The organism is Shewanella kaireitica (assembly GCF_023284045.1).
GTDB classification, from domain to species: domain Bacteria; phylum Pseudomonadota; class Gammaproteobacteria; order Enterobacterales; family Shewanellaceae; genus Shewanella; species Shewanella kaireitica.
Window position 1 is genome coordinate 108,648 of sequence record NZ_JAKIKQ010000009.1, and the last position, 26,522, is coordinate 135,169.

Genomic DNA, 26,522 nt, shown 5'->3' on the forward strand with positions numbered 1-26,522 from the left:
CCAACTTTTGGACGAAATATCCACTGGCGTACTATTATCTGTTCTGTTCGTCTTGATTTTACTTTCAGCCTATTTCTCAGGGTCTGAAACAGCCATGATGAGCCTAAATAGATACCGTTTACGTCATTTGGCATCAAGCGGCCATAAAGGCGCTATTCGCGCGACAAAACTACTTGAGCGCCCTGATAGATTGATTGGACTTATCCTGATCGGTAACAACTTGGTCAATATCCTCGCCTCCTCCATAGCCACCATTATCGGTCTGCGCTTATTTGGTGACGTGGGGATTGCGATCTCTACCGGTGTATTGACCATGGTTGTACTGGTTTTTGCCGAAGTGACGCCTAAAACCTTTGCCGCGCTGCACCCGGAACGTATCGCATTTCCGTCTAGCCACATTTTACGTTTACTACTGATAGTACTGCTTCCATTCGTAAAAGCAGTCAATCTTATTACTTCTGCAGTGCTGCGAATGGTTGGTATCCGCTCGACAAAAACTTCAGATGCACTAAGCCAAGAAGAGTTGCGCACAGTAGTACACGAAGCAGGTGCATTGATACCTAGACGTCACCAAGAGATGCTGCTGTCAATTATGGATTTGGAAAAGGTCACTGTTGAAGATGTGATGGTGCCTCGCTCTGAACTTTACGCCATTAATATCAATGACGAGTTCAAGAGTATTAATAAACAGGTGATTCAGAGCCCTCATACTCGAGTGCTGCTATACCGTGATACTGTTGATGACGCAGTTGGTTTTGTTCACCTGCGCGATGCACTACGTCTGCAATCTAAAGGACAATTTAGTAAGTCTTCGCTTCTACGTGCAGTAAAGGAGCTTTACTTCATCCCTGAAGGTACACCACTGAATGTCCAGTTGAGTAACTTCCAGCAAAATAAAGAACGCATTGGTCTAGTGGTAGACGAGTACGGCGATATTCAGGGCTTAGTCACCCTTGAAGATATTCTGGAAGAGATAGTTGGCGATTATACGACCTCGATGATCACCACACCGAGTGAAGATATTAATGAACAACAAGATGGTAGCTTCCTGATTGAAGCAAGTATCAACATTCGAGAACTGAATAAAGAGATGGACTGGCAGTTTCCAATTGATGGTCCTAAGACCCTTAACGGCTTAATATTGGAACATCTTGAAGAGATCCCAACGGTCAAAACCAGTATGCGAATTGCAGGCTACCCCATTGAGGTAATAGAACTAGGCGATAACATGGTGAAAACGGTACGAGTATTACCTCAACACTATGCGCAACCTACAGCTTAAATAAAAAACGCTAACCAATTGGTTAGCGTTTTTTATTATCATTTATTTTCCTTTCTTCGCAGCTTCTAGCGCTCGGCGTTTATCGCGTGCGATTGGCGTAATCTCAGCTAACAGCTCTTTTTCAAAACCAAGCTTAAAATACACTTCCGCCATCAAAAAGAACGGCCCGATCAATAACTGATTTAAGTCATCCACAAAAGCTGGTTTTGCCTTTTCATATTTATGACCGATAAACTGAATGACCCAGCCAACAACAAAAGTAGCTATCGCAAGGTAGCCTGCACCAGCATATTGAGCAACAATGCTAGAGGTATAAAGCACTGGAATAATGAACAAGGTTAGACCGAACGCTAATTTTGCATGCAACATAAAGTAATACCCCAATACCACTACAGCAAAAACAGTCGCCACGTTAAAACTAATGACGGGGTCATCAAATACAGCAAAGTTGATAGGGATAAGATTGAAGCCTACAAATGCCGACCAGATGATCAGCGGTACGCCAAAGAAATGAGTTTTTATATTGCTCGGGTTTAAGTGCACACTTTTATAGGTCGACAGCTGCTCTACGGCGGATTTCATCTATCAGTCTCCTTACTAAACTTAACGCTTATTATGATTATTATTGGGTTATCTGTGCTTAACGCTTAAATGGCTAGGCGTTAGAATTTAACCAATCATTAACCTAATGGATTTTGACGACAATTAATAGAGCAAATATTCAACCTAAATACGCATTTGTATAAAGGAAGTCCACAAAAAGCACTGAATCGCGGTTACTCAAAAATAGGCTTATCGTACTCATAGCCTTCATCGGTATAGGCGGTGACAATTGCATCTTTGACCAGACCACTATCAGCTTTGACTTGAGTCTCAAAAAACTGCTGGATCTGTTTACGACGGCCATGGGCAGACCAAGAATCGGCGTCTTGCCAGATCTCATTAAATACTATCGGATAATCTGTGCGAGAAGCGCTCGGGTGATCAATTTGGCGGGTTAGCATATATTGAATACAGCCTTGTTCACGGTAAGCATCAGGCTCTAGTGCTTTTAGCACCTCAAATAACTCCGACTCTTTACCTTCCTTTGGTTGAAACTGTGCTAATACGTAGACTCTAGTTGTCATAATAACTCCTTCAATAGCTGACTAATAAATGTTGCCCGCGAGTTTAATCTGATTAAATGTACCCTTCTGCAGAGCAATCACAATCCTCAATGTGTTTATGACTCTATGATAACCGTTGCTGTTGCATAGTGTTTCTCATCAGCAATCGATAAATGACCTTTAACGCCACCAAGTAGCGCTAGCCGCTCAGCCGCGCCACCGCTAAAGGTGACTACTGGAGCACCATTGCCGTTATTACTGATCTCAATATGTTGAAATGACACACCGCGACCAATACCTGTACCTAACGCTTTTGCTGCAGCCTCCTTTGCTGCAAAGCGCTTAGCCAAGTAACGGCCAGGATTGGAAGATTTGATAAAAATATCAAGCTCTGACGGTGTTAACACTCTTTTAGCTAAACGATTAGTTTGCAGCCCCTTCTCGCTAGCCACCGGAACTCGAGTCTCTATGCGCGCAATCTCAACAATATCAGTGCCCAAACCAACAATCATAAATTACCTTTTTAACTAAACAAAAGCCGAGCATAACTTAGTGCCATGCTCGGCTCTTTAAATCACATTTGCAAGCGACTTACTCGCCTCGGCGACCTTCAACCATCAACTGTTTCATATCTCGTACCGCGGTAGCTAAACCGTCAATAGCAGCGCGGGCGATAATGGCATGACCAATATTGAGCTCATATAACTCAGGAATAGCAGCTATCGGCTTGACGTTATGGTAATGCAAACCATGACCAGCATTCACAACTAAGCCTTTTCCATGGGCGTATGTCGCCATGGTACTAATGCGGTTAAGTTCAGCTGTAGCTTCAGCGTCAGTTTCGGCGTCAGCATAGCAACCAGTATGGATCTCTATCACTGGCGCTCCAACTGTAACAGCAGCGTCAATTTGCGTTTTATCAGCATCGATGAACAAAGACACCTTAATGCCCTCTTTAGATAAGCGCGTTACAGCAGCTGCTATCTTATCTTGCTGACCAGCAACATCAAGACCACCTTCAGTAGTAAGCTCTTCTCGCTTCTCTGGCACTAGACACACATAAGCAGGCTTAATCTCGCAGGCAATATCAAGCATCTCTTCAGTGACGGCCATCTCAAAATTCATCCGAGTCTTAAGCGTTTTCGCTAAGGTATATACGTCTCTATCGATAATATGGCGACGATCTTCACGCAGATGAATAGTAATGCCTTCAGCGCCAGCATGTTCGGCAACTGCGGCAGCATGAACAGGATCGGGATAGTTAGTACCGCGAGCTTGGCGTAGAGTTGCAATGTGGTCAATGTTAACGCCCAGTAGGATCCGGCTCATGTGTGTTCCTTGATTAAACGAATTTATAAAGCCGCTATTGTACTGCGAGATTTAGTCTATAGCCAGCATCTGAGCTGCTATACCCCATTGAATTATTTGAGTGAAAATCAGTTAGTCACTTGGCGTCGCTTTACTCGAACTGACGTTCTTCTTGATGAACAAACTACGCGAGTGCAGCGGCTTATCGCCCAATGTTGGTGCCAACAATTGTCGCATCAACTTTTTAGCTTCGGCAAAGTGCTCAGCCAACAACGTCTGTTGTTTAAGTGCAAATAGCATCTCGCCAGTGAAGAATTTATGTTGATTATATTGTGTCGCTATCACCGGCATAAAACCATGTTCAAGTTCAAGTCGATAAAAACCACTAGCCGTCATCTCTGCACCTGACGGGTCATACTCTAGCGACGGCATGGTTCCTAATTCTTGTAGCAACGCCAGCTCAAAATAGCGTAACTGACTTTGATTAAATTCCTTTGCCATTGCTATCAATGTTTGATGATAGTTAAAAAACAGCTCTTCAGCGCTATGCTGAACCGTTAAGCACCGAATAAGCAGCTCGTTAAGGTACAGACCTGAATACAAGCAATTACCAGTTAGCGGTACTGCAGGGCTTGCTGCTTCAACTTGCTTTAAGTTCTTAAGGTCTGATTTTCCTTGCAGCTGAAAAATGAGCGGCTGAAATGGCTGCACGATACTGCGAATAGAGTTCTTACTGCTGCCGAGACGAGCAACTGCATCAACGCGCCCTTTGCCATCAACCAAAAGGTTGACCAGCACACTTGATTCACGAAAGGGTCTAGTATGAAGAACGTAGCCACGCTCCATGATTATTTAATTCCGCTGAGTAAATTGATAAAAATAACAGTAACCATCATAAAACCAATTGAGTGCTAATACCAATGCAGCTCAAATAGCCTAAACCGCTTACAAAAACGCCCCTTTCTATTGCTAAAAAGAGGCATTATTACGCGATATGAATGTAACCGTTACTCTTCGCCGTAACCTAAGCTGCGCAGTGCACGCTCATCATCGGCCCAACCTGATTTAACCTTCACCCACATCTCTAAGAAAATCTTATTATCAAACAAGACTTCCATATCAACACGAGCGGCAGAGCTGATCTTTTTGATGCGCTCTCCCTTGTTACCAATCACCATGCGTTTTTGTGTTTCACGCTCAACGAGTACTAACGCATTGATCTGATAGACACCGTTTTCCATCATCTTGAACTGCTCAATCTCAACAGTACAATCGTATGGAAGCTCATCGCCCAAAAAGCGCATTAACTTTTCACGTACGATTTCTGATGCCATGAACTTCTGCGAGCGGTCAGTCACATAATCTTCAGGGAAGAAATGTGGTGACTCAGGTACCGATTCAACGGACATATCTAAAATCCGTTGCACATTGGTGCCCTGTGTTGCAGAAATAGGCAAGATCTCATCAAATTCAAACTTTTTCGATAACTCTTCAAGATGAGGAAATAGTGCTTCTTTATCCTTGATGTTATCGACTTTGTTGATGGCTAGAACCGTTTTGCGACCATCATCACGGCTCTGCAACTTACGCAGTACCATTTCGTCATCAGCTGTCCAGTTCATGCCGTCAACCACAAATATCACCAAGCTGACTTCTGCCAATGAACTAGCAGCGGCTCGGTTCATCAATCGGTTAATCGCACGCTTTTCTTCCATGTGAAGGCCTGGTGTATCGATAAACACCACCTGACGTGGACCGTCAGTATGGATCCCCATAATACGGTGACGAGTCGTCTGCGGTTTTTTAGAGGTAATACTGATTTTCTGGCCTAACAATTTGTTAAGCAGGGTTGATTTACCAACGTTTGGTCGGCCAACAATCGCCACCATACCGCAATAAGTCACCGCGTACTTAACAGCTGATGAAGGGTTATTCATCTGCGCGAGTAAGTCGTCTAGACTAGGTTCATTGCTCTCAGGTAAATCTTTTTCGTTACTCATTTCTTAATTAACTCCAACACTTGAGCGGCTGCACTTTGCTCTGCTTTTCTGCGTGAACTAGCAACCCCGACAACGGCTTGTCTCAAGTCTTCTACAACACATTCAACGGTGAAGGTTTGCTCATGGGCATCTCCTTCAGTATGGACGACTTTATAGATTGGCAGCGGTTTTCTAAACTTCTGCAAATGCTCTTGAAGTAACGTCTTTGGATCTTTCTGGTTAATGGGCTCAATCACTCGCAAGCGCGATGCATACCAGTTCAGCACCAATTTACGGCATTTCTCAATATCTGAGTCAAGATAGATAGCGCCAATGATGGCTTCGACCGCATCGGCCAATATAGACTCACGTCTAAACCCACCGCTTTTTAATTCACCGGGTCCAAGTTTTAGATAATCACCTAATTTGAACTCTATGGCTATTTCAGCCAACATTTTCCCACAGACTAACGTGGCACGCATCCGACTTAAATCACCTTCAGTCGCCTTAGGAAACTGATGATATAACGCGTCGGAAATCACAATAGACAAGATAGAGTCACCCAAAAACTCGAGTCGCTCATTATGCTTATTAGAGGCACTTCTATGTGTTAGCGCCTGATCTAATAATGCTTGCTCAGCAAACTCGTAACCCAAGGTACGACATAGTCTAGGGATATTTTTAATCGGTTCCATATTACACAATTCCGCCTACACGGTTAAAACGCACCCCTGTTGGGATCCAAGCTGGTAAAAAGTCAGCCGGTTTTCTGTCAAACTCAAAGCTTATCCAAATCGCGACGGCTTTGCCGACGAGGTTATGCTCAGGTACAAAGCCCCAAAAACGACTATCGGTACTGTTATCGCGGTTATCACCCATTGCAAAGTATTGACCTTCAGGCACAATAAACTCTGTCAACGGTACATTCTCTTGGCGGTGATAGTAGTTGATCATGTCAGGTCGTGATGGATTGATTAAGATGTCATGCGTCACATCACCAATTTGCTCTTTAAAACGCAGCAATGGCGTACCGTCTTGGGAAAATTCGCCACGGTTAACAGAGACACGTTCTACGGCTTTTAGTTCTGGACAAGGACTTTGCCCTTCCGCGCAAGCAGCTTGGATATAAAGCTGTTTATTGCGGTAAACAATACGGTCGCCCGGCAAGCCTACAATACGCTTAATATAATCAATCTGTGGGTTTTCTGGGTATTTAAAGACAGCCACATCACCACGCTCAGGCTTGCCCGTTTCTTTTAACGTTGTGCGCCAAACAGGATCTTTAATCCCGTAGCTAAACTTTTCAACCAGAATAAAGTCACCAACGAGCAGTGTCGGCATCATTGAGCCTGATGGGATCTGAAAAGGCTCATAAATAAAAGAGCGTAAAATAAGCACGAATGCGATAACAGGAAAGATGGACTTTGACGTTTCAACAAACGCCGACTCACGCAGTATCACTTCTGCATTCTCTTCGCTTAACTCAGCTTCAGCCGCTTGAGCCATTGCCAACTTCTCACGACGCTTAGGGGCGAATACTAGCGCATCTGCCATCCAAACAAGGCCACTGCCTAAGGTGACCAAAACTAAAATTAGCGAAAAATAGGCTGCCATTATTAATTAACTCCTGCCAAACATAATTGGGTTACGACTAACGTGTCGATGTCCCTATGGTTATACGCCAGTAATGAAAGCGCCGCAAACTGCGGCGCAAAGTCTAGCGATATATTAACAAATCTTAACGAACTAACTTAATCGTTAAGCTTCAACACTGCTAAAAACGCTTCTTGTGGAACTTCTACGTTACCCACTTGCTTCATGCGTTTCTTACCGTCTTTTTGCTTCTGCAGTAACTTCTTCTTACGTGATACGTCACCGCCGTAACACTTAGCCGTTACGTCTTTACGCATCGCCTTAATCGAAGAACGCGCAATAATCTGGCTACCTACTGCTGCCTGAACTGCAATATCAAACATCTGACGAGGGATGAGCTCTTTCATCTTATTCACTAATGCTAGACCCTTAGAACGGATCAACCCTTTATGAATAATCATCGCTAACGCATCGACCCTGTCACCGTTAATAAGAATATCGAGGCGCACCATGTCTGCAGGTTCAAAGCGGACAAAGTTATACTCAAGCGATGCATAACCACGACTGGTTGATTTTAGACGATCAAAGAAGTCCATCACCACTTCTGCCATTGGCAATTCGTAAGTAAGTGCAACTTGGTTACCGTGATAAACCAAGTTAGTTTGTACACCACGCTTTTCAACACACAGAGTAATGACGTTACCCAAATACTCTTTAGGTACCAAAATATTAGTCTCTACAATTGGCTCACGCATCTCTTCGATATTATTAATCGCAGGTAGATCCGATGGGTTATCGACATAAATAGTCTCGCCATTGGTCTGGACGATCTCATACACTACGGTAGGTGCTGTAGTAATAAGCTCTAGGTTGTATTCACGCTCTAGACGCTCTTGAATAATCTCCATGTGGAGTAGACCCAAGAAACCAATACGGAAACCAAAACCGAGTGCTGATGAGGTTTCAGGCTCGAAAAACAATGAAGCATCATTCAAGCTTAGCTTGTTAAGCGCATCACGAAAGCTTTCATAGTCATCAGTAGAAATAGGGAATAGACCCGCGTATACCTGTGGTTTAACTTTCTTAAAACCAGGTAGTGGCTCAAGTGCACCATGCTTTGCATGAGTCAACGTATCACCGACTGGTGCGCCGTGGATCTCTTTAATACCCGCGATAACAAAACCCACTTCGCCAGTTTTTAACTCTGGAGTATCAGTTTGTTTCGGGGTAAAGATACCGACACGATCAGCGGTATGAGTCTGACCTGTAGACATAACTTTAAACTTGTCGCCCTTCTTAAATACGCCATTTTTAATACGTACTAAAGATACAACGCCTAAGTAACTATCAAACCAGGAATCAATAATTAGCGCCTGCAGTGGGCCTTCTTCGTCACCTTCTGGTGGCGGGATCTGCTCAACAATCACTTCCAGCACATCTTTAATGCCGACACCGGTTTTAGCTGAGCAACGTACAGCATCAGCCGCTTCAATACCGACAATATCTTCAATCTCTTCTGCTACACGGTCGGGATCTGCCTGAGGGAGATCGATCTTGTTCAGAACTGGAACAACGTCCATATCCATCTCAAGTGCCGTGTAACAGTTGGCTAGAGTTTGCGCTTCGACACCTTGGCCCGCGTCAACCACCAATAGCGCGCCTTCACAAGCAGCTAAAGAACGTGATACCTCATAGGAGAAATCGACATGGCCAGGCGTATCAATAAAGTTAAGTTGGTAAGTCTCACCATCATTAGCTTTATAGTCCAAAGTAACACTTTGCGCTTTAATCGTAATACCGCGCTCACGCTCAATGTCCATTGAGTCGAGAACCTGTGCGGCCATTTCGCGATCAGTTAAGCCACCGCATTCATGAATAAGGCGATCTGAGAGTGTTGATTTGCCGTGGTCAATATGGGCAATAATTGAAAAGTTTCTAATATGCTTCATTATGCTGGGATGACTTAACTCGAAGTTGAAAAGAATTTTTAAGGTGCAGAATTGTACCCGATTGCGGCTTTAATACCAATTTTTATCATGCTTTTGAATTGGAAAGTTACGCTAGAGGCCAAGTATCTACGGTTACTGAGCTATATCGATAGGCTTACCAAGAGATTTTATGATGATTGGTTGTGCCTTTTCCTCTAGCGCCTTCGCAAATTTCTTTCCTAAGGCCCAAAAACCAACACCGCCAACTAATGCAAAGGCAATAGCCAACAAATCTTGATTCACGCCTATATTTGCTGCTAGCAAATTACCACTATAAGCACCGACGAAAAACCCAGCTAGAGGCAGGATATATACCAACATAGCGGCTTTTAGAATAACGCTTTCAGGAAGACCGAGCTTTAAGCGCTCTCCGGTTGCAAAAGCACGTTCAGTTTGGATAGAAAAACGCTGAACCTTTGGTGAAAAGGCTTTTGCAACAGCTGAGGTACCGCATGAATCACTGCTGTCGCAGTGATTACAAGCACTCTTCATCTCAACTTCTACAACAACCCAACCAGAGTTGCTGTTAGCAACAACTTTGGCAACCTCTTCCATCATGGTAATAAACCTTTTACTGCAACATAATACTTTGAGCTATGCGACTTAACGTTTCAGCAGGCACTTTACCTACAGCAACAACCTCTGCATTACCAACACGCTCTGTAGCAAGCGATAACCCATTACGGGTAACCAATTCATCTGGAAGCGGCGAATCACCTGCTTTAGCGACATAAACAGATATACTCGCAAGGCCATCGCTAATCGCAATGTATTCTACAGCTTCTTTACTACCGATTAATCGATGTTGATCTTTTACCAGCACTTTAAAGCCTTTCGGTAACCAACCAAACTTCCAATCTTCACCTGCAGCACGTTCAGATTGCGCCATTACTGCTGGCCACTCCTGCTTGTGCGCCTCTATCAGTATAGAAGGCACCTCTTCTAAAACTAATAATTCGACGACCATAAGCTGCTCTAATAGCTGCTTATCGTTATTAATCATGTCGAATCGGAGCGGCAAAAAGGTATCCATATCAAGCCAAACTTGATAACCATATCGATTATCATCGTTAGGTATGATGCGTACCAATTGTCCTGGTCGTCCTGCAATTCTGCTTCTACCACCTAATACAAACTGGTATCCAGCTTCTAGATTAGAGATATCATCAGCGAAGGCGGCTGGAATAACTCCTTGAATACGTTTTGCGTGAACACTATAAGCTGGTTGATCATGCTCAATGAAGGTCACCGTATTACCAACTCGAACAGCATTCTTAGGCGGCCCATTAAGGTGCTCTAAAAATGCCACCTCTTGATCTTGTACCTTGCCATGAATATAAACCAAAGGACGAATATGATCGGCTTGAATTTGTATTAGGGATATTTTGAATTCTTGTTCGCGCAGTGCTTGGCTCATATTTTCAAGCCAAGCTTTGGCGGGCATATCTTCCCGCGCCATCGCGGGAAAACTCATGGCTAGAATAGCCAGTAGGATTAGACGCAAGCTAACTCCTTGTTACTGATTGACAGGTATCGTATCTACCTCTCTATTGTCCTCTATAACCGCACCATTATTCAATCTTTGTTGTAACATATGATCTTGAATGTAGGAGTTAATACGACGACGCTGATCAACGACTTGTTCATTAGTATAGCTTTGATTTTGCTGTACTGCGCCAGTCTGCAAGCTTACCGGTGATGCACTACCAATCAGAGGTCTAGTGTTCAAAACAGGTAAAGGAGAGTTGTCTAGTAATGTCTCTTGGTTATAATTTTGCACACCAACCACTGCAACCATAGCAACGGTCGCTGCAATAGCATACTGCCCAAATTGCTTAAATAGTGGCACAACTTTACTTGAAGTAGGCTTTGTGGCCGCTTTAACAGCAGTTTGCTTAGGAGCAATAATAGCAGGCTCTTCATCAATCGCAGCCATGATACTAGCACTCAGATCAATAGATACTGCTTGTGGCAGTTCGCCACGCATCGCATCACCAATCATATGATAATCACGCCACTGCTCATGTGAATCTGCATCAGCTGCTAATTCAGCTAACGTTTGCTCGTCGAGTTCACCATCGACAGCAGCAGATACCCATTCCTGACCTAATTTATCCATTGTTCACCTATCTTTGTTCAAGGGTGCTAGCGTTCTAGCAACGGCTTAAGCTTTTTATCAATCGCCTCACGCGCTCTGAAGATCCGTGATCTCACAGTACCTACGGGGCAATCCATGACATTAGCAATCTCTTCGTAACTCATACCATCAAGTTCTCTTAGTGAGATTGCCATCTTCAATTCTTCTGGCAATGTGTCTAAAGTGTCAAAAACGACCTTTTGAATCTCTTCTGACAATACGAGTCGTTCCGGAGATGCAAACTCCTTTAACGCATCGCTGCCATCATAGTATTCAGCTTCTTCAGCATCGACATCATTCGCGGGCGCTCTACGCCCTTGTGCGACCAGATGATTCTTTGCAGTATTAACTGCAATGCGATACAACCATGTGTAAAACGCACTTTCGCCCCTAAAGTTCGGTAACGCTCGATATGCTTTTATAAAAGCTTCTTGCGACACATCTGCAACGTCGGCCTGATTTCGCACATAACGCGATATCAGATTCGCGACCTTGTTTTGATATTTTTGCACTAAAAGGTTAAAAGCGTTCTTATCACCACGCTGTACGCGCTCAACTAACTGTTGATCACTTATTTGTCCACTCATCCGAGCCGACTACTCCTAAATCTAATACTGATTTCTCAGCCGCTCGAATCATATTCACTTATGTAGACTAGCGAGTTTCAAAAAAGTTCTATAAAAATGTGCAAATATGTCATTTTCTTTTTTTTTGGGGAACAAACTTTAAAAAGCTGATCACCTGAAAACATACTTATATAACACACCAAAACGCTGTTCATCTGCGCTAATTTTTTGCTCGTTGAATTGATCAGCACAAAAAATCTCTGAATCTTCCTGTTTTATCACTTTGTATTTAACAATAAAAGCAGGCTTAGGGACTGCAGCGTTTACCAATAACTCTGCACAATATTTAAAGCGAAAATAGATCCAACAAGCAATATGCCAACTTGATAAGTATCCATAAACAGCATCTTGGTTTAACATAGTCCGAATTCCCAGATGACTCTATGATACCTGATGAAACAAGTAGTTGAACACCAATCTGATATTTTGGTTATTGGCAGTGGTGCTGCGGGGCTAACCCTTGCACTGCATCTCGCTGAAAAATCGAAAGTTATTTTACTTTCCAAAGGTCCTTTAAGTGAGGGTTCAACCTATTACGCTCAGGGTGGTATAGCCTCAGTTTTCGACGAAGAGGACACCATTGAGTCCCATGTTGCCGATACATTAGTCGCTGGAGCTGGGCTTTGTGACGAGCCTGTAGTCAAGTTTACGGCTGAAAATGCGCGTGCCTCGATGCAATGGCTGATCGATTGTGGCGTTGCTTTCGACAAAGAAGAAACCGCTGATGGCAGCGTTGAAGAGGCGCCTTATCACTTAACACGTGAAGGTGGCCATAGCCATCGAAGAATTTTGCATGCAGCTGATGCAACGGGTAAAGAGGTACAAGTAACCCTACAAGAGCGAGCCAGCCGCCACCCAAATATCCAAGTGCTAGAACGTTACAATGCTATCGACCTGATTACGACTCGTAAGTTAGACAGACCAGGCAACCGTGTACAAGGTGCCTATGTTTGGAATCGAGATTTAGAGCAAGTCGAAACAGTAAAAGCACGCTTTGTAGCATTAGCAACCGGAGGTAGCTCAAAAGTTTACCAGTACACATCCAATCCAGATGTTGCCTCAGGCGATGGCATCGCCATGGCGTGGCGTTCAGGCTGCCGAGTTGCCAATATGGAGTTTAATCAATTCCACCCAACCTGCTTATATCATGCTGATGCGCGTAATTTTTTGCTGACCGAAGCACTCAGAGGCGAAGGCGCATTTTTACGTCGCCCTGATGGCAGTCGTTTTATGCCAGAGTTTGATGACAGAGCAGAACTGGCACCTCGAGATATCGTCGCTCGAGCAATTGATTATGAGATGAAACGCTTAGGTTCTGACTGTGTCTATTTAGATATCACTCACAAACCTGCAGATTTTATCATTAAGCATTTTCCTACCATTCATAAACGCTGTTTAGAGTTCGGTATTGATATCACCACCGATCCAATCCCAGTCGTGCCTGCTGCTCACTATACCTGTGGCGGAGTCATGACGGACCTGCATGGACAGACCGACCTCAATGGTTTGTACGCTATTGGTGAGGTCGCATACACCGGACTTCACGGTGCTAACCGTTTGGCCAGTAACTCACTACTGGAGTGTTTAGTATTTGCCAGAGCTGCGGCAGAAGATATTGAAAGCCAGCTAGGTAAAATCCCAATGCCAGGAACATTGCCTGCGTGGGATGAAAGCCAAGTTTCAAACTCAGATGAAGAGGTGGTAATCGCCCATAACTGGCACGAATTACGCCTGTTTATGTGGGATTATGTGGGTATTGTTCGTTCTGATAAACGTTTAGAGCGTGCGCTAAGGCGCTGCGTGATGTTACAGCAAGAGATCCAAGAGTATTACAGTAACTTTAGAGTCAGTAATAACCTGCTAGAGCTACGTAACCTGGTGCAAGTCGCAGAGCTCATTATTCGTTGTGCTATGGAGCGTAAAGAGAGTCGCGGGCTGCATTACAACATTGATCACCCAGAGAAAGAAGCATCACCGAAGCCAACAATATTACAACCTCAATAATTGGTTTTAGCTGTTTGAGTTAAGCCTATTTCGATAAGCTAACAACAATAGACGACACAGATGCCGATAATTTGTGTCGTTTAACATATCTGCCCAAACCACCAGTCTTTTTCTCTCACGGCCACAGTGAATATCAAAAACCACCGCAAAAGGTGTCACTATCGGTTTTCCTTTGATCACAAAGCGCTGCTGATTTAACCGTACACTACCATCTGCAAAGAGTATGAACTGACAAGACCAGTATCGAAGCAGCCAAAACTGCCAAATGAAAAAACAACAACATAAGGAAAATGTGACTGCTTTGCTAACGAGGTAAACTAACGATTCGGAGTAAGGCCAAATCAAAAAGGAAGTTAAACAGATTGCAGCAACAACGGTCAACGAAAGCCGTTGACCGAAAGAGCTATAAAGGCTAAAGCTATGCGGCTGGGCGGCCACGAACTCTTATTATCATCTCTGCAAACTCAGGATTTTTACAGACTTCATGCCCCATAAACCAAGCAAACAATTCCGGATCTTCACATTCAAGCAGCTTAACAAAAACGCTTTTGTCCTCATTCGACATCGCTTCATAATGTTTTTCAACAAAAGGCTGAAACAATACATCAAGCTCCAACATGCCTCGGCGACAAGCCCATCGTACTCTTGCTATTTTCATGGGTTCTGGCATTGATTCCGACAAGTTTATTACTCCAATCTTTTACAGTGGCGCTAGTGTATACCCAAATGAGCTTTACTTCCAAAACATGTGATTATAGCTGCTTAACTTTTACGTCATTACCCGCGAAAAGCTCAGAAAAGTCGGTATTCAATAAACGCTTCACCGCCGGGTGTTGGATCATTCGTTCAGCAAACATCACATGATAAACCTCTTTTACCTCGGTCGTTTCTCCAAGCAACATCATTCCACGATCTAAGATATCTTGCTTATAAATAGACGGTGCAACAAATATCCCCTGCTTAAAAAAACCAAATGACTTCATCATTGCCGCATCATCAAACTCACCAAGAATACTGATATTAAGGTTTTTCTCGTCAAACCAACGCACCAACTGTTGCCCCAATGACGTCCCTCGACTGGGGATCAATAACTTTCCTTGCTCTAAGCAATCAGGAAACGGCTTTGAGTAAGTTTCTGACGAGAAGAAAGCAATACCACTCTCTCCCAATTGTTTAGACAAGATCTCGGGATACTTCAGGCTTTCACCAGCACAGTCAGACAAAATCATGTCTAACTTATGCCCACGAAGGCGCTCCATTAAGCTTTCATGAGTTGCCTCATAACATGCCAAATGCATCGAACCATCACTCGGTACTACGGACAATAACACACGGCTGGTGAGTGCCTTTGAAAGTGCTGCAGCAATCCCCACCTCAAACAGAATATTTTCATCTTTTTGGTAGTTAAGCAGATCAAGCATTTCATAGCTTAGACTAAACATCTTGTCTGCATAACGAAATACTAATTCGCCCAGCTCTGTAGGCTCAAGAGAACGGCCGACACGCTTGAATAAACTTCCCTTTAAACTACCTTCCAGCACTCGAATTTGGCCGGTCACGGTTTGTGGCGTTAAGCATAACGCTTCAGCCGCTTTAGCCACTGAGCCTTTTTTTTGGATCATCCAAAAGTAATAGAGATGATTATAATTAAGGTTTGCCATCTAAAAGTGCCGTTGTTGATATTAAAAGGGCTAGCATCAGTGCTAGCCCTTAAGAAAATTACTTCAGACGCTGACAATCCATTAGACTGAACATCGCGGTAGTAAGGTCATCAGTGGTTTCGATTTTGCCGACTTTAAACGCCTCCGCCAAGCCAGATACCAGTGCATCACGGTTAGGGATTCGGTTCTGACAGAAGGTACGATTGGCTTCTTGGAAGCGCTTGCCACCTCGATATTTCAACGCTCGAGACTCATAATCATTCGACTCTAAACGCTCGCCAACGGCAGCACCTTTATACATAAGAGCTCCATCAACAACACCTTCTAGATAGTTCTGACAGTGTGCATCATTCGTATCTAAGTTACATGCTTCAATCTGTGAAGCCGAAGCGCTTGTAGAGAAACCTAATCCAAGTACCAATGCTATTAGTGCAATTCTCATGCTTTCTCTCCTTTTTCAGGCAATACTTTAGACAACCAGAAGTAACCAATGACCGCTGATGCTATCGAGCCCAATAAGATCCCGAGTCGGGCATAGTCACCATACATTGCGCCTTCGCCAAGAAACGCAAGTGATGAAATAAACATAGACATGGTGAAACCAATACCACACATCACAGAGACAGGAATAATCTGCTTCCAACCCACACCATCAGGTAATACAGCAAGCTTAAGCTTTACCGCAAGAAAGCTAAACAACATAATACCTAAAGGCTTACCTACTAATAGTCCTAAAGCGATCCCTAACGGCACTGGCGATAACAATGAACTTAGACTCATACCGCTCAAATCAACACCTGCGTTTGCAAAGGCAAAAATAGGTAAGATGATAAATGTGCTCCAAGGATGCAAGCTATGCTCTAAGCTCTCAGAGGGCGATGAACCATCTTTAGCACGTAGCGGTATACAGAAGGCAATAATCACACCTGCTAACGTTGCATGAACACCAGACTTAAGTACGGCAATCCATAAGATTAGACCTAGCACGCCATAAGGCCCGAGCGCAGTAACACCTTTGCGGTTCAGCCCTATCAAACCGACAATAGCCGCAGCGGCAACCACCAAGCTAACCGTAGATAAATCAGTACTATAAAATAGCGCGATAATAACCACGACACCCAAATCATCAATAATAGCTAGCGCTAATAAGAAGACTTTTAGCGCAACCGGCACACGGCTACCCAGTAATGCCATAATCCCTAAAGCAAATGCAATATCAGTAGCAGCAGGAATAGCCCAGCCCACTTGGGTTATCGGATCGGAATAGTTAAACAACAAGTAGACTGCAGCTGGGAACACCATACCGCCAATCGCAGCAAAAGTTGGTAAAGAGGCTTGAGCTCTGCTCGATAATGCTCCTTCTAAAAGCTCTCGTTTAACCTCTAGACCAATAAGCATGAAGAACAGCGCCATCAGTCCATCATTAATCCAATGGATCAATGTTTTATCTATATCTAAACTACCAACACGCACCTGCATCTCTGTCTCAAGAAAACCTTGATACATTCCTGATAAAGGTGAGTTTGCTAAAATCATTGCTAGCACAACAGCAATCATCAATAGAATGCCGCCTGCAGATTCTTGGCTTAGAAAATTCCTAATTGCCCGTTCCATATTACGCTCCATAAAATCTCAATGTAACGAGTGTAGCCGATTACTCTCAACCTGAATAATCGTTTGCATCAGTGTTAAACATCGGAATATCCGAGGTTTCCAGTATGGGCTTGAGATGACTAAATATCAATCGAAAAAGTGCATAAATAAAAATGAGGACAAAATCTTGGTTTAATCGTTGGTTAATGTCTGTTTTTTGGTCAGCATTTGAACTGGCTGACTATACTCGCTAAAAGAGCAATTAAAATAGATGAGTAATTATTCAATTTTTAAAGCTGACTCGCTTCGAATATCTCGACCAAAGCGAGTCACTAACGGAATTAACTAGACAGAGAACGGGTAGCGGATCCCTTCATGGTGTTCATATCCTGTCACTTCAAAGTCATCCATTGTCACCCAAGTTTCTAAGTCTTCTAATGACTTGATGTCTGGATTAATAGACAACTGAGGCGATGGAAATGGGCTGCGTTTTAATTGCACGCTTTGCATCAGCTCTAGCTGATCTTCGTAAATATGGGCATTTACGATTTTATGATAAGCAGTTCCTGCTTTGTGCCCAGTTATCTGCGCGATTAATGCTAGCAAGGTAAAAACCTGCACTTGATTAAAATTAAGACCTAATGGCACATCACAAGAGCGCTGGAAACTTGTCAGATGTAAAGTATCGCCCAACAACGAAAAATTATGAGTATGCATACAAGGTCTTAGGCACCCCATATGAAACTCACCTGGATTATAAAAGCTTAAGATCTCACCTCTGTCATCAATCCCTTTAGAAAGGTTATCAACAATTTTACGTAATTGGTCAACCGACCCACCGTCAGGCTTACTCCAACCACGGCCCTGTACACCATAAACCCGCCCCATATCATCAGCCCCCTTACGATGCGGGTTATTGAGCCAAGCTTGGTTATCATTAGCATTAGCATCCCATGTCTTGGCACCGATTTTACGAAAATCGGCAGCATTATCGTAACCGCGAATATAGCCAAGCATCTCAGCAATCGCCGCTTTCCAGAAGCTTTTCCGGGTCGTGATCAGCGGGAACTCATTTTTATCTACGTGGTAAACCAAGTCAGCATTAATCACAGTCAAGCAGCGTTTACCGGTACGACTATTCTCAACCCATGTGCCTTCATCAATGATCCTTTGACAAAGCTCTAAATACTGTTTCATTACTATTACCTATAAAAATTAAATCTTAAACCGTATAAATGTCAGTTTAAGGATGATAAAAATGACTCTATTGTTGCAGCCTTAAGTTAATACCAGCTTCAAACCAACAAAGGCGAGGAACACTGCAAATATTTTTTTCAACTTAACCGTAGGCCAATTCGTCGCGGCCTTGGCACCTAACGGCGCAATAAGTATCGATGTGGTAGCTATTCCCACCAATGCAGGTAAGTAAATAAAGCCGATGGTTCCTTCAGGTAACGTGGCAACATTCCAACCAGCTAACGTATATCCAATACTACCAAATAACGCGATCAGCAAACCTGTCGCTGATGAGAAACCAATCGCATAGCGCATCTGTAATCCACACCAAGTCAGAAATGGGATAAGCAACACACCACCGCCAATACCCATCAAGCCCGCAACAATAGCAATGATGACAGCCGCAAAAAATAGACTCACGGTGCTAGGCATTGAGCGATTGCTGTTAGGACGAAATGGGAAAGCCATTTGAATGGCCATTAAGATAACAAATATTGCAAAAATCTGTTGTAAAAAGCTGGCTTCAATTAGCTCAGAGATAAATCCGGAACAGATAGCCCCTAGAACAAAACCCGGCAACATGGATCTAAAAAGCTCCCACGGAATGTTTTCACGTTTGTTATGAGCACGTGCAGAAGATAAAGAGGTAAGAATAATCGCGGCGAGTGACGTTGCAATGGCTACATGAGGTAGATGCTCTGCCGGAATACCAACACTAGGCAAGATATGTAATAGCGCGGGCACCGCAATGAGTCCACCGCCAATGCCTAATAACCCTGCCATAAAGCCAATAACAGCACCGAGCGCCAAACATATGCTAAATACTACCAGCCAAGTTTCCACGCCAACACCCTTAATTTTGTCTGTTAATGCCCAAAGCTTAAAGCAATCGACAACGTTAGAAAACAGCTAATTGGCTTATCGCAAATTAGCAACTAACAAATTAGTTAAGCAGCGCCATTAGGCCACGCTCTTGGCAATATTCGGCCACAAAAGCTTTTACCTCTTCACCAGACGTCAACTTAAGTACATCGTCTAACAACACACTTAGCTCTTTCTTAGACACTCGCCTTAGCAGATAGTTAATTCGCGATAGACTCGCTTGGTTCATACTGAGCTGGTTATAGCCCATGGCCACGAGTAACAACGCCCCCGCAGGTTCACCAGCGAATTCACCACACACACTGATAGGTAACTGATTCGCATCACAACGCTCAACAGCGAACTTAAGCGCCCTTAGCACTCCAGGGTGAAAGCTATCAAAAAGGGCATTCACACTCGGATTATTGCGATCAACAGCCAGCAGATACTGAGTAAGGTCATTTGACCCCACTGAGACAAAGTCGACCCGCTTAGCAACTTCATCTAATTGATATAGCAGTACAGGAACTTCTAACATGATGCCCACTTTAGGCATTAGAATTGATCTTCCAAGTTCGGCAGTGAGCTCTTGGTGAGCTTGTTCAAAGTATACCAGCGCAAGATCAATCTCTTCTAGATTACTGACCATAGGTAATAAAACATGCAACTGGTCGCTATCACTAGCCGCTTGTAGCATCGCCCTTAACTGCACTAAAAAAAGCTCAGGGTGATCTAGACTCAATCGTATTCCGCGCCAACCAAGAAAAGGGTTATCTTCGACAATAGGAAAATAATCGAGGGGTTTGTCACCGCCAACATCTAATGTTCGCATGACCACTGGTTTACCTTTCGCTGCATTCAATACCTTGCGATAAACCTCTAATTGCTCAGCCTCTCCAGGAAAACACTGTTTTAGCATAAACAGGATCTCTGTGCGGTACAATCCAATACCATCTGAGTCGCAACCAGTATCAGAGTCGATACTACTGATTAAGCCACTATTGATATACAGATAGACTCGATGACTATCGAGAGTCACCGTAGACAACGATAACTCGGCAGCATAACGGCGTTGCAAGGCTTTTTCTGCGGCGATTAGGCTTCTATATTCAGATAAAATAGTCGATGAAGGTTCGACTAATAGCTGGCCTCGATTAGCGTTAATAACCACCTGACGCTTATCAAGGTTGGCATTAAGAATACCGTTAACCCCAATAATTGCAGGAACACCTAATGCCCGCGCCAAAATAGCAGCATGGGAGTTTACCCCACCAAGCTCAGTCACAATTCCAGCAAGCTTTTGCCTCGGAAACTCAGCAAGTAAGGCGGTGCTGGCTTCTCGTACAATCAAAATAACAGGCGTTTCAGGCTCTAAGAAGATCTTTTCAGGCTCAATGAGCTGCCTAAGGACACGCAAACCAACATCTTTTATATCACTCGCACGCTCTTTTAAATAGAGATCTTCCATATCATTAAAATGAGCGATATAACGTTTAGATACTCTACATACTGCGGTTTCAGCACTCCAACCTAAACGCACTTCCTTAATATATTCGCCAGCTAAGCTGGCTTTTTCAAGCAACAGTAATAGCGCGGTAAAGATAGAGGCCGCCTCTTCATCTTTCTCTCTATCAAAGCGCTGAGATAAACTGCCAAGGGCATCCTTACAACGGTTCATAGCTAACTTAAGACGAACCTCTTCCTGAGCAAGATTAACGCCCTTGCACTCTTCCAACTCGAAAGAAAGCTGCCCACCAAGCAATAATGCTTCGGCGATTGCGATGCCTTTAGAGGCAGATTTACCTTCGTAATAAAGAGGCTGTAGCGCACCGTGATTAACAAGTCCCCGACGCTTAAGGCCTTTAATTGCCATGGCGAGCTGTGCAGCCAAGGTCATTAAAAAAGCTTCCTCGCCTTCACTGAATTGTCGAGCGCGGGTTTGCTGTACAACGATGACACCAATCACTGTCTTTTGATAAACAATAGGTACGGCGAGAAACGCATTATAGGCTTCTTCAGACACTTCAGGGATTAACTTAAAGCGGGGGTGAGATGATGCATCAGCAAGGTTGACGGCTTCTTCGCGCTGGGCAACTAAGCCTACCAACCCTTGAGTCAGTGGTAATTTAACTCGATTAACAGCGCTAGGCTCTAATCCATCAGTCGCCGATAGGATAAGTTGCTGCTCTTCTAAAACGTAGACAGAGCAACACTCTGTCGACATAGCTTGTTTTGTTTGCGTGACCAGTTGCTCCAATGCGTATTCAAGATCGCTCGCTGAAGCAACAACTTGTGTGATGTCCCTGAGTGTTTTTAGCACTAACGCAAACCTCTCTTAACTAATTTCTGCGCATTCCTCTTCTCTTATGGTGTGACTCTTTTACCTGTAAAGGCAACGTTGTCGGCGCAAACTCTTTCATTACTTTACGGTAGACATCTCGTTTAAATGAAACCACCTGTCTCACTGGATACCAATAGCTGACCCAACGCCAATCATCAAACTCAGGATGACCACACGCGTTGAGATCAATGGCGTTCTCACTACTTTTTAGCTGCAACAAAAACCATTTCTGTTTTTGCCCAATACAAACGGGTTTACTATCTTGTCTGATCAATCGCTTTGGTAACCTATATCGTAGCCAAGACCGTGTTGATGCGAGGATTTGCACGTGTTCTGGCCTTAATCCTACTTCTTCGTATAACTCACGATACATGGCTTCTTCCGCTGACTCACCTTCGTCAACGCCACCTTGAGGAAATTGCCAGGAATGTTGGCCAAATCTTCTAGCCCACATAACCTGCCCAGAGCGATTACAGATAATGATGCCCACATTTGCGCGAAAGCCGTCACTATCAATCACATGGACTCCAAACTATTAAATATTAATGAATTGATTGTTTCATAAAGCTTGCGCCGCAGCAAATCTCTGTTTCGCATATGCGTTGGATAAATCAAAGAAAAACCAAACTTTATCAACAGGCACATAATTATAAACGCGATCATATCCACAGAATCTGTGGATATCTCTGTTGGAAACTCAATAAAACTCTCTAAATCGCCAATATGAGTCTCAATAATAAATTCAAACTACAGATTAAAACTGAACAAATAAGCCATAAAATACAATAAGATAAAAACCTCTTAGTTAGTAAAAAATTAGCCAGCAATTACGATCGCACACAATTTGACCAGCCGATTTAAATTGTAAAACTTACAAGGTTTGATAATGATGTTATTCACAAGTGCAAGTATATAGAGCCAAAAAAAAGCAAATAATCGCCATCAAATAGCATTGACAGATCACATTCATTACAGTAGTCGTGAGAAAAATAGAAGTTATCCAGTAAATCTGTGGATAACTATGTTGGAAAAATAGGGAAACTACAGGTGTAAGTTGAACAACTTGCATGAAGCTGTAAAAGGTAAAAAGATTTTACCTTTTATTTTCATTGCGTTACAGCAACCCTAAGCGCTATAACTATCAAACTGAAATTGACGGTTAAATTTTAACCGCATTTACCAAGCGGTAAAACTTAAGTAAAATCTGCACCATGAAAAAATCAACACTACCTCCAGATACTCTCGAAGAGCTCATGTCTCGTGCTGAAGCCATGGCAGGGCTAACACTCGGACAATTGGCAAATTACCATCAAGTAGAGACCCCAAAGGATCTAAAACGTCATAAAGGTTGGGTTGGACAATTAATAGAACTCGAACTTGGCGCCCTTGCGGGTTCAAAACCTGAACCTGACTTTATTCATTTAGGCGTAGAGTTAAAAACAATACCAGTCAACCAAGTCGGAAAAGTGCTCGAAACGACCTATGTAACCGTCGCTCCACTCACTAACATTCTCGGTTTAACCTGGGAAAATAGTGTTGTTTGCCACAAATTGCAGCAAGTACTTTGGATCCCCGTACAGGGTGCTAGAGAGATCCCATTGAGTGAGCGCCAAATTGGCTCTCCCGTTTTATGGAGCCCTTCTCTTGAAGAGACTGCATTATTGAAGCAAGACTGGGAAGAGATCATGGAGCTAATTGCTATCGGCAAAGTCGAAAGCATTACTGCTCGTCATGGTGAAGTGTTGCAGTTACGACCTAAAGCGGCCAACAGTCAAGTGCTCACCCAGAGTATTGATCACAATGGCGTACAGTCTCAAACTAACCCACGCGGTTTTTATTTGAAGACTCAATTTACCCAAAAGATCCTTTCTGGGCTACTTTGAGTAAATTTCGCTCCAAAACTCGCATTCATTTGACTTAGATCACAAATACTACTGGATATAGTAAGGTGATTTTCTATAAACTAGCCCATCGTAAAAAAGTAGTAGTTGGATACCCCTAAAACCGTGAGAGCACGTATACAAGCGAAGAAGTTAGCCTTCGCTATTTTCGCTTGGACTGTAGCCATGGCGGCATTCGTATTTTTCAGATACGCGCAGACTCCAGAACTTCCACAGTGGGCCATTGGTTCCGCTGATTTAGCGACGCTTTCAATTTATATGGGGATTATTTTTGGCAGCCTGCATTGGATGTCTAACCTCATTGCCGACTTCAGTGCGATTAACCGCCTGCCCTATGTATTTTCAGTCATATTTAAAGGGCTATTTCTTTTACTTGGTGCAACGACGCTCGCGTATATCACGCAATACCTAAATATGTGGGCCATTGAAAACCACATGACAACCCTAAGGCAAATGCTGACTGCGCATATTTTGTACAGCCCTGCATTCCAAGCCTTAATCGCGTATCTTGTTGTTGTTAGGGTAGGCTTGGCGTTTATTGAACAAATGGCTCTACTCGTCGGCCCAAGGGTTCTATTTAATATTGGTCTTGGTAAGTATCATAAACCACGCTATGAGCAGCGCTTATTTCTCTACCTTGATATGGTAGCCTCCACCACTCACGCAGAGTCTTTAGGTGATTATCGGTTCAGCCGATTGATCCAAGATAGTTTTAGTTTATTAGCTGATACCGTGACCAACAACGAAGCTGAGATCTATCGCTATATGGGTGATGCAGTACTCATACATTGGCCATTAAAAGATGGCATCAAACAAGATCGCTGTTTTAATATCTATCACGAATTCTCACAGCAGCTAAGTTGGCAACGACTGTATTTTGAAGAGCAGTATGGTTTTGTGCCTAAATTTAAGGCGGCAGCTCATTGTGGTCAAGTCGTCGCAGCGGTTGTAGGCGTTCAAAAGCAAGAGATCAGCTTCTTTAGCGATGTACTCAATACCTTAGCAAGGCTGCAAGATCAATGTAATCCACTCGGGCAAAGGATGCTGATCTCAGGCTCTTTAAAGTCTCGACTCGATTTTGCCGATACGCGCTATAACCTCAATAACCTTGGACCTATCAAACTAAAAGGTAAGCAGCACTCAATCGAAGTGTTTGGCGTTACCCCTAAAGCGCCTTCATAAAGCTTTTAAATACTTACAAATAAAGAGGCCGATACTTTGTATCGGCCTCTTTATTAACTAACATTTTAATCTGTTACTCTTCCTGCTCAAGCAGCTTTTGGATCTCTAAGCCTAGTGTTCTAAATGTCAGAATACGGCTCGAGGTCTGACGCCAAACAAGGCCGATGTCTCTATACGGCGTATCGCCTGGAGGCGCCATAGTCGTTAGTTCTGTATTGTTTAAGATCCCGGCATCTATCGCCATTTGTGGCAAGAATGTGGTTCCCAATTTGCAATTCACCATCTGTACTAAGGTATGTAAACTTGTTGCTGCAAACGGATTAATCTTGGTACTTTCCCCTAACTGACAAGCACTGATAGCATGACCAGTAATACAGTGCTCAGCCTGCAGTAAAAAGATACTTTCATCAGGCAGATCTTGATAATCAATCGGTTCATGAATCGCATCACTGAGATCTTCATGCACAACCATTTTGAATGGGTCGATGCCCACTTTCATACTGTGGTAACCGCTAGTATCTACAGGCAAGGCAAGTAACAACAGATCTAACTCACCCTTACCAAGCGCATCCACCAACCTATCGGTGGTGTCCTCTTTCAAGAACAGGGTGAGATTTGGATAAACCTCTTTGCAATGCTGAACCACTCGACTGAGAAGAAAAGGCGCGATAGTTGGAATACACCCCAAACGGATTTCGCCAGTCATTGGCTCACCTTGGTGCTTCACAAGCTCCACCAAATCATCCACATCAGTAAGTAACTTGCGTGAACGTAACACCACTTCTTCACCAATAGCGGTAAAGATAAAGGATTTGTGGTCGCGTTCGATCAACTGATGGCCTAATTGTTCTTCGAGGTTTTGAATACCACTAGACAGCGTTGATTGGCTTACATGGCAAATTTTTGCAGCGCGATTAAAATTTTGTTCTTGATGTAAATTAACCAAATAAAACAGGTTTTTTAAACTAGGGAGATGTTTCATAAAGCAGATTACCAATGACATTATTTATCGAATAGTTCAATTTAACCTTACCATAGATTCCTTAAAGCATCCTTGAAAATATCTAGCAGAGTGTGAGCCGCCGCAAACAGTCGCAATAAAGTATTGGCTACCTATTTATTGGGAACATCGATATATAGCTAAGTAGCTAAGTAGCTAAGTAGATAAGTAGATAAGTAGATAAGTAGATAAGTAGATAAGTAGATAAGTAGATAAGTAGATAAGTAGATAAGTAGATAAGTAAAAAAATGGCGCTGTTTAGTGAACTAAACAACGCCATTCCAATATTTAAATTCTCAATTTAAATCAGAGCTTATGCTTTTGATTCAAGATACTGCTTTAACTCTTGCAGATCGCTAGAGCCATAGTTAACAATTTCATTTAACCAAGTAGAATGCTCATCAGCCCAAGCAGCTTCTTCGCCATGTTGAAGGAGTTGCGCAAACTGTTGGATGCGCTTTAGACCTACTGATCCTGCAGCACCCTTAAACTTATGAGCTTCACTGCAAAGAGTATCCTTATCGTTTGCTTCATATGCATTGACTAAGTTACCAACATATTCAGGCATTAACTGTTCAAACAATACGACACTTTTAAGTAGCGTACCTGCGCCAATTGCACTGCAGTACTGCTCCAGTGTATTAAGATCCAAAATTGATTCTAATTCAGCTGTTGCCATTTAGGCACCTCTCAAAATGATTGCCGTGTAATAAAAAGACGATTT

General features: G+C 43.2%; 29 protein-coding genes. 4 read left to right on the plus strand and 25 right to left on the minus strand.

What is annotated here, in order from left to right; translation table 11 throughout:
- The first annotated feature begins 7 nt into the window (after positions 1–7).
- Entirely contained in the window at positions 8–1,282 is a 1,275-nt protein-coding gene (locus L2730_RS12825; RefSeq protein ID WP_248974949.1) for an HlyC/CorC family transporter, read from the plus strand.
- Between the two features lie 42 nt (positions 1,283–1,324).
- Here the strand turns inward: L2730_RS12825 and L2730_RS12830 are convergent, their stop codons facing one another.
- The 14 genes from L2730_RS12830 to L2730_RS12895 all read right to left on the minus strand — a co-directional run bounded on the left by L2730_RS12830 (position 1,325) and on the right by L2730_RS12895 (position 12,379).
- The gene (locus L2730_RS12830; protein ID WP_248974950.1) at positions 1,325–1,864 is read right to left on the minus strand and encodes an Mpo1 family 2-hydroxy fatty acid dioxygenase; all 540 of its coding nucleotides are present in this window, start codon (positions 1,862–1,864) and stop codon (positions 1,325–1,327) included.
- Positions 1,865–2,058: 194 nt separating this feature from the next.
- Entirely contained in the window at positions 2,059–2,409 is a 351-nt protein-coding gene (locus L2730_RS12835; protein WP_248974951.1) for a putative quinol monooxygenase, read from the minus strand.
- 95 nt (positions 2,410–2,504) lie between these two features.
- Complete coding sequence (gene acpS, locus L2730_RS12840; RefSeq protein WP_248974952.1) at positions 2,505–2,900, minus strand: holo-ACP synthase; 396 nt, start codon at positions 2,898–2,900, stop codon at positions 2,505–2,507.
- Positions 2,901–2,979: 79 nt separating this feature from the next.
- The gene (pdxJ, locus tag L2730_RS12845; protein ID WP_248974953.1) at positions 2,980–3,717 is read right to left on the minus strand and encodes a pyridoxine 5'-phosphate synthase; all 738 of its coding nucleotides are present in this window, start codon (positions 3,715–3,717) and stop codon (positions 2,980–2,982) included.
- A gap of 111 nt (positions 3,718–3,828) precedes the next feature.
- Positions 3,829–4,542 carry a DNA repair protein RecO gene (gene recO, locus L2730_RS12850; protein WP_248974954.1) on the minus strand — a complete coding sequence of 238 codons (714 nt, stop codon included), beginning with the start codon at positions 4,540–4,542 and terminating at the stop codon, positions 3,829–3,831.
- A gap of 161 nt (positions 4,543–4,703) precedes the next feature.
- The gene (gene era / locus L2730_RS12855) at positions 4,704–5,696 is read right to left on the minus strand and encodes a GTPase Era (protein ID WP_248974955.1); all 993 of its coding nucleotides are present in this window, start codon (positions 5,694–5,696) and stop codon (positions 4,704–4,706) included.
- Positions 5,693–6,370, minus strand: coding sequence for a ribonuclease III (gene rnc / locus L2730_RS12860; RefSeq protein WP_020913805.1), 678 nt, complete (start codon positions 6,368–6,370; stop codon positions 5,693–5,695). The genes era and rnc overlap by 4 nt, the downstream gene beginning before the upstream one ends.
- 1 nt (position 6,371) lies before the next feature.
- Positions 6,372–7,289, minus strand: coding sequence for a signal peptidase I (gene lepB / locus L2730_RS12865; RefSeq protein ID WP_248974956.1), 918 nt, complete (start codon positions 7,287–7,289; stop codon positions 6,372–6,374).
- A gap of 137 nt (positions 7,290–7,426) precedes the next feature.
- Complete coding sequence (lepA, locus tag L2730_RS12870; protein ID WP_248974957.1) at positions 7,427–9,217, minus strand: translation elongation factor 4; 1,791 nt, start codon at positions 9,215–9,217, stop codon at positions 7,427–7,429.
- Between the two features lie 132 nt (positions 9,218–9,349).
- The gene (locus L2730_RS12875; protein ID WP_248974958.1) at positions 9,350–9,814 is read right to left on the minus strand and encodes a SoxR reducing system RseC family protein; all 465 of its coding nucleotides are present in this window, start codon (positions 9,812–9,814) and stop codon (positions 9,350–9,352) included.
- A gap of 13 nt (positions 9,815–9,827) precedes the next feature.
- On the minus strand, positions 9,828–10,760 hold the full coding sequence (locus tag L2730_RS12880) for a MucB/RseB C-terminal domain-containing protein (RefSeq protein WP_248974959.1): 933 nt from the start codon (positions 10,758–10,760) through the stop codon (positions 9,828–9,830).
- 12 nt (positions 10,761–10,772) lie between these two features.
- Positions 10,773–11,375, minus strand: a complete 603-nt coding sequence (locus L2730_RS12885; RefSeq protein ID WP_248974960.1) for a sigma-E factor negative regulatory protein — start codon at positions 11,373–11,375, stop codon at positions 10,773–10,775.
- Between the two features lie 26 nt (positions 11,376–11,401).
- Complete coding sequence (rpoE, locus tag L2730_RS12890; RefSeq protein ID WP_012154289.1) at positions 11,402–11,980, minus strand: RNA polymerase sigma factor RpoE; 579 nt, start codon at positions 11,978–11,980, stop codon at positions 11,402–11,404.
- 150 nt (positions 11,981–12,130) lie between these two features.
- Complete coding sequence (locus L2730_RS12895; RefSeq protein ID WP_248974961.1) at positions 12,131–12,379, minus strand: hypothetical protein; 249 nt, start codon at positions 12,377–12,379, stop codon at positions 12,131–12,133.
- A gap of 33 nt (positions 12,380–12,412) precedes the next feature.
- On the opposite strand from L2730_RS12895, the gene nadB reads away from it, so the two are divergent.
- On the plus strand, positions 12,413–14,023 hold the full coding sequence (nadB, locus tag L2730_RS12900; RefSeq protein ID WP_248974962.1) for an L-aspartate oxidase: 1,611 nt from the start codon (positions 12,413–12,415) through the stop codon (positions 14,021–14,023).
- 6 nt (positions 14,024–14,029) lie between these two features.
- Here the strand turns inward: nadB and L2730_RS12905 are convergent, their stop codons facing one another.
- From L2730_RS12905 to rppH, 9 genes are all read right to left on the minus strand, one after another.
- Complete coding sequence (locus L2730_RS12905; RefSeq protein WP_248974963.1) at positions 14,030–14,461, minus strand: protein YgfX; 432 nt, start codon at positions 14,459–14,461, stop codon at positions 14,030–14,032.
- A complete protein-coding gene (locus L2730_RS12910) occupies positions 14,442–14,693 on the minus strand; it encodes an FAD assembly factor SdhE (protein ID WP_428848456.1) in 252 nt (83 codons plus the stop codon). The genes L2730_RS12905 and L2730_RS12910 overlap by 20 nt, the downstream gene beginning before the upstream one ends.
- A gap of 82 nt (positions 14,694–14,775) precedes the next feature.
- Positions 14,776–15,684: a transcriptional activator NhaR gene (nhaR, locus tag L2730_RS12915; RefSeq protein ID WP_248974964.1), complete on the minus strand. Its 909-nt coding sequence runs from the start codon at positions 15,682–15,684 to the stop codon at positions 14,776–14,778.
- A gap of 58 nt (positions 15,685–15,742) precedes the next feature.
- Positions 15,743–16,126, minus strand: coding sequence for a hypothetical protein (locus L2730_RS12920; protein ID WP_248974965.1), 384 nt, complete (start codon positions 16,124–16,126; stop codon positions 15,743–15,745).
- Positions 16,123–17,298, minus strand: coding sequence for a Na+/H+ antiporter NhaA (nhaA, locus tag L2730_RS12925; RefSeq protein ID WP_248974966.1), 1,176 nt, complete (start codon positions 17,296–17,298; stop codon positions 16,123–16,125). Before nhaA ends, L2730_RS12920 begins: the two co-directional genes overlap by 4 nt.
- Before the next feature lie 324 nt (positions 17,299–17,622).
- A complete protein-coding gene (locus L2730_RS12930) occupies positions 17,623–18,474 on the minus strand; it encodes a thymidylate synthase (protein ID WP_248974967.1) in 852 nt (283 codons plus the stop codon).
- Positions 18,475–18,555: 81 nt separating this feature from the next.
- The gene (locus L2730_RS12935) at positions 18,556–19,356 is read right to left on the minus strand and encodes a sulfite exporter TauE/SafE family protein (protein ID WP_248974968.1); all 801 of its coding nucleotides are present in this window, start codon (positions 19,354–19,356) and stop codon (positions 18,556–18,558) included.
- Between the two features lie 100 nt (positions 19,357–19,456).
- Positions 19,457–21,694, minus strand: a complete 2,238-nt coding sequence (ptsP, locus tag L2730_RS12940; protein ID WP_248974969.1) for a phosphoenolpyruvate--protein phosphotransferase — start codon at positions 21,692–21,694, stop codon at positions 19,457–19,459.
- A 19-nt stretch (positions 21,695–21,713) separates the two neighbouring features.
- Positions 21,714–22,235 carry an RNA pyrophosphohydrolase gene (rppH, locus tag L2730_RS12945; protein ID WP_248974970.1) on the minus strand — a complete coding sequence of 174 codons (522 nt, stop codon included), beginning with the start codon at positions 22,233–22,235 and terminating at the stop codon, positions 21,714–21,716.
- Positions 22,236–22,926: 691 nt separating this feature from the next.
- Here rppH and mutH point away from each other — a divergent pair.
- Both mutH and L2730_RS12955 read left to right on the plus strand, forming a co-directional pair.
- Entirely contained in the window at positions 22,927–23,598 is a 672-nt protein-coding gene (gene mutH, locus L2730_RS12950) for a DNA mismatch repair endonuclease MutH (protein ID WP_248974971.1), read from the plus strand.
- A 123-nt stretch (positions 23,599–23,721) separates the two neighbouring features.
- Positions 23,722–24,798 (plus strand): adenylate/guanylate cyclase domain-containing protein, encoded by a 1,077-nt coding sequence (locus L2730_RS12955; RefSeq protein WP_020913821.1) that lies wholly within the window; start codon positions 23,722–23,724, stop codon positions 24,796–24,798.
- A gap of 73 nt (positions 24,799–24,871) precedes the next feature.
- Here L2730_RS12955 and oxyR read toward each other — a convergent pair whose 3' ends face one another.
- Both oxyR and L2730_RS12965 read right to left on the minus strand, forming a co-directional pair.
- Positions 24,872–25,780, minus strand: coding sequence for a hydrogen peroxide-inducible genes transcriptional activator OxyR (oxyR, locus tag L2730_RS12960; RefSeq protein WP_248974972.1), 909 nt, complete (start codon positions 25,778–25,780; stop codon positions 24,872–24,874).
- Positions 25,781–26,111: 331 nt separating this feature from the next.
- Positions 26,112–26,477, minus strand: a complete 366-nt coding sequence (locus tag L2730_RS12965) for an Hpt domain-containing protein (protein WP_020913823.1) — start codon at positions 26,475–26,477, stop codon at positions 26,112–26,114.
- Positions 26,478–26,522: the final 45 nt, after the last annotated feature.

Coding starts and splice junctions, on each gene's coding strand:
- L2730_RS12830 (WP_248974950.1), bottom strand. CDS start 1,864: ATGAAATCCGCCGTAGAGCAGCTGTCGACCTATAAAAGTGTGCACTTA.
- L2730_RS12835 (WP_248974951.1), bottom strand. CDS start 2,409: ATGACAACTAGAGTCTACGTATTAGCACAGTTTCAACCAAAGGAAGGT.
- acpS (WP_248974952.1), bottom strand. CDS start 2,900: ATGATTGTTGGTTTGGGCACTGATATTGTTGAGATTGCGCGCATAGAG.
- pdxJ (WP_248974953.1), bottom strand. CDS start 3,717: ATGAGCCGGATCCTACTGGGCGTTAACATTGACCACATTGCAACTCTA.
- recO (WP_248974954.1), bottom strand. CDS start 4,542: ATGGAGCGTGGCTACGTTCTTCATACTAGACCCTTTCGTGAATCAAGT.
- era (WP_248974955.1), bottom strand. CDS start 5,696: ATGAGTAACGAAAAAGATTTACCTGAGAGCAATGAACCTAGTCTAGAC.
- rnc (WP_020913805.1), bottom strand. CDS start 6,370: ATGGAACCGATTAAAAATATCCCTAGACTATGTCGTACCTTGGGTTAC.
- lepB (WP_248974956.1), bottom strand. CDS start 7,289: ATGGCAGCCTATTTTTCGCTAATTTTAGTTTTGGTCACCTTAGGCAGT.
- lepA (WP_248974957.1), bottom strand. CDS start 9,217: ATGAAGCATATTAGAAACTTTTCAATTATTGCCCATATTGACCACGGC.
- L2730_RS12875 (WP_248974958.1), bottom strand. CDS start 9,814: ATGATGGAAGAGGTTGCCAAAGTTGTTGCTAACAGCAACTCTGGTTGG.
- L2730_RS12885 (WP_248974960.1), bottom strand. CDS start 11,375: ATGGATAAATTAGGTCAGGAATGGGTATCTGCTGCTGTCGATGGTGAA.
- rpoE (WP_012154289.1), bottom strand. CDS start 11,980: ATGAGTGGACAAATAAGTGATCAACAGTTAGTTGAGCGCGTACAGCGT.
- L2730_RS12895 (WP_248974961.1), bottom strand. CDS start 12,379: ATGTTAAACCAAGATGCTGTTTATGGATACTTATCAAGTTGGCATATT.
- nadB (WP_248974962.1), top strand. CDS start 12,413: ATGAAACAAGTAGTTGAACACCAATCTGATATTTTGGTTATTGGCAGT.
- L2730_RS12910 (WP_428848456.1), bottom strand. CDS start 14,693: ATGCCAGAACCCATGAAAATAGCAAGAGTACGATGGGCTTGTCGCCGA.
- nhaR (WP_248974964.1), bottom strand. CDS start 15,684: ATGGCAAACCTTAATTATAATCATCTCTATTACTTTTGGATGATCCAA.
- L2730_RS12920 (WP_248974965.1), bottom strand. CDS start 16,126: ATGAGAATTGCACTAATAGCATTGGTACTTGGATTAGGTTTCTCTACA.
- nhaA (WP_248974966.1), bottom strand. CDS start 17,298: ATGGAACGGGCAATTAGGAATTTTCTAAGCCAAGAATCTGCAGGCGGC.
- L2730_RS12930 (WP_248974967.1), bottom strand. CDS start 18,474: ATGAAACAGTATTTAGAGCTTTGTCAAAGGATCATTGATGAAGGCACA.
- mutH (WP_248974971.1), top strand. CDS start 22,927: ATGAAAAAATCAACACTACCTCCAGATACTCTCGAAGAGCTCATGTCT.
- oxyR (WP_248974972.1), bottom strand. CDS start 25,780: ATGAAACATCTCCCTAGTTTAAAAAACCTGTTTTATTTGGTTAATTTA.
- L2730_RS12965 (WP_020913823.1), bottom strand. CDS start 26,477: ATGGCAACAGCTGAATTAGAATCAATTTTGGATCTTAATACACTGGAG.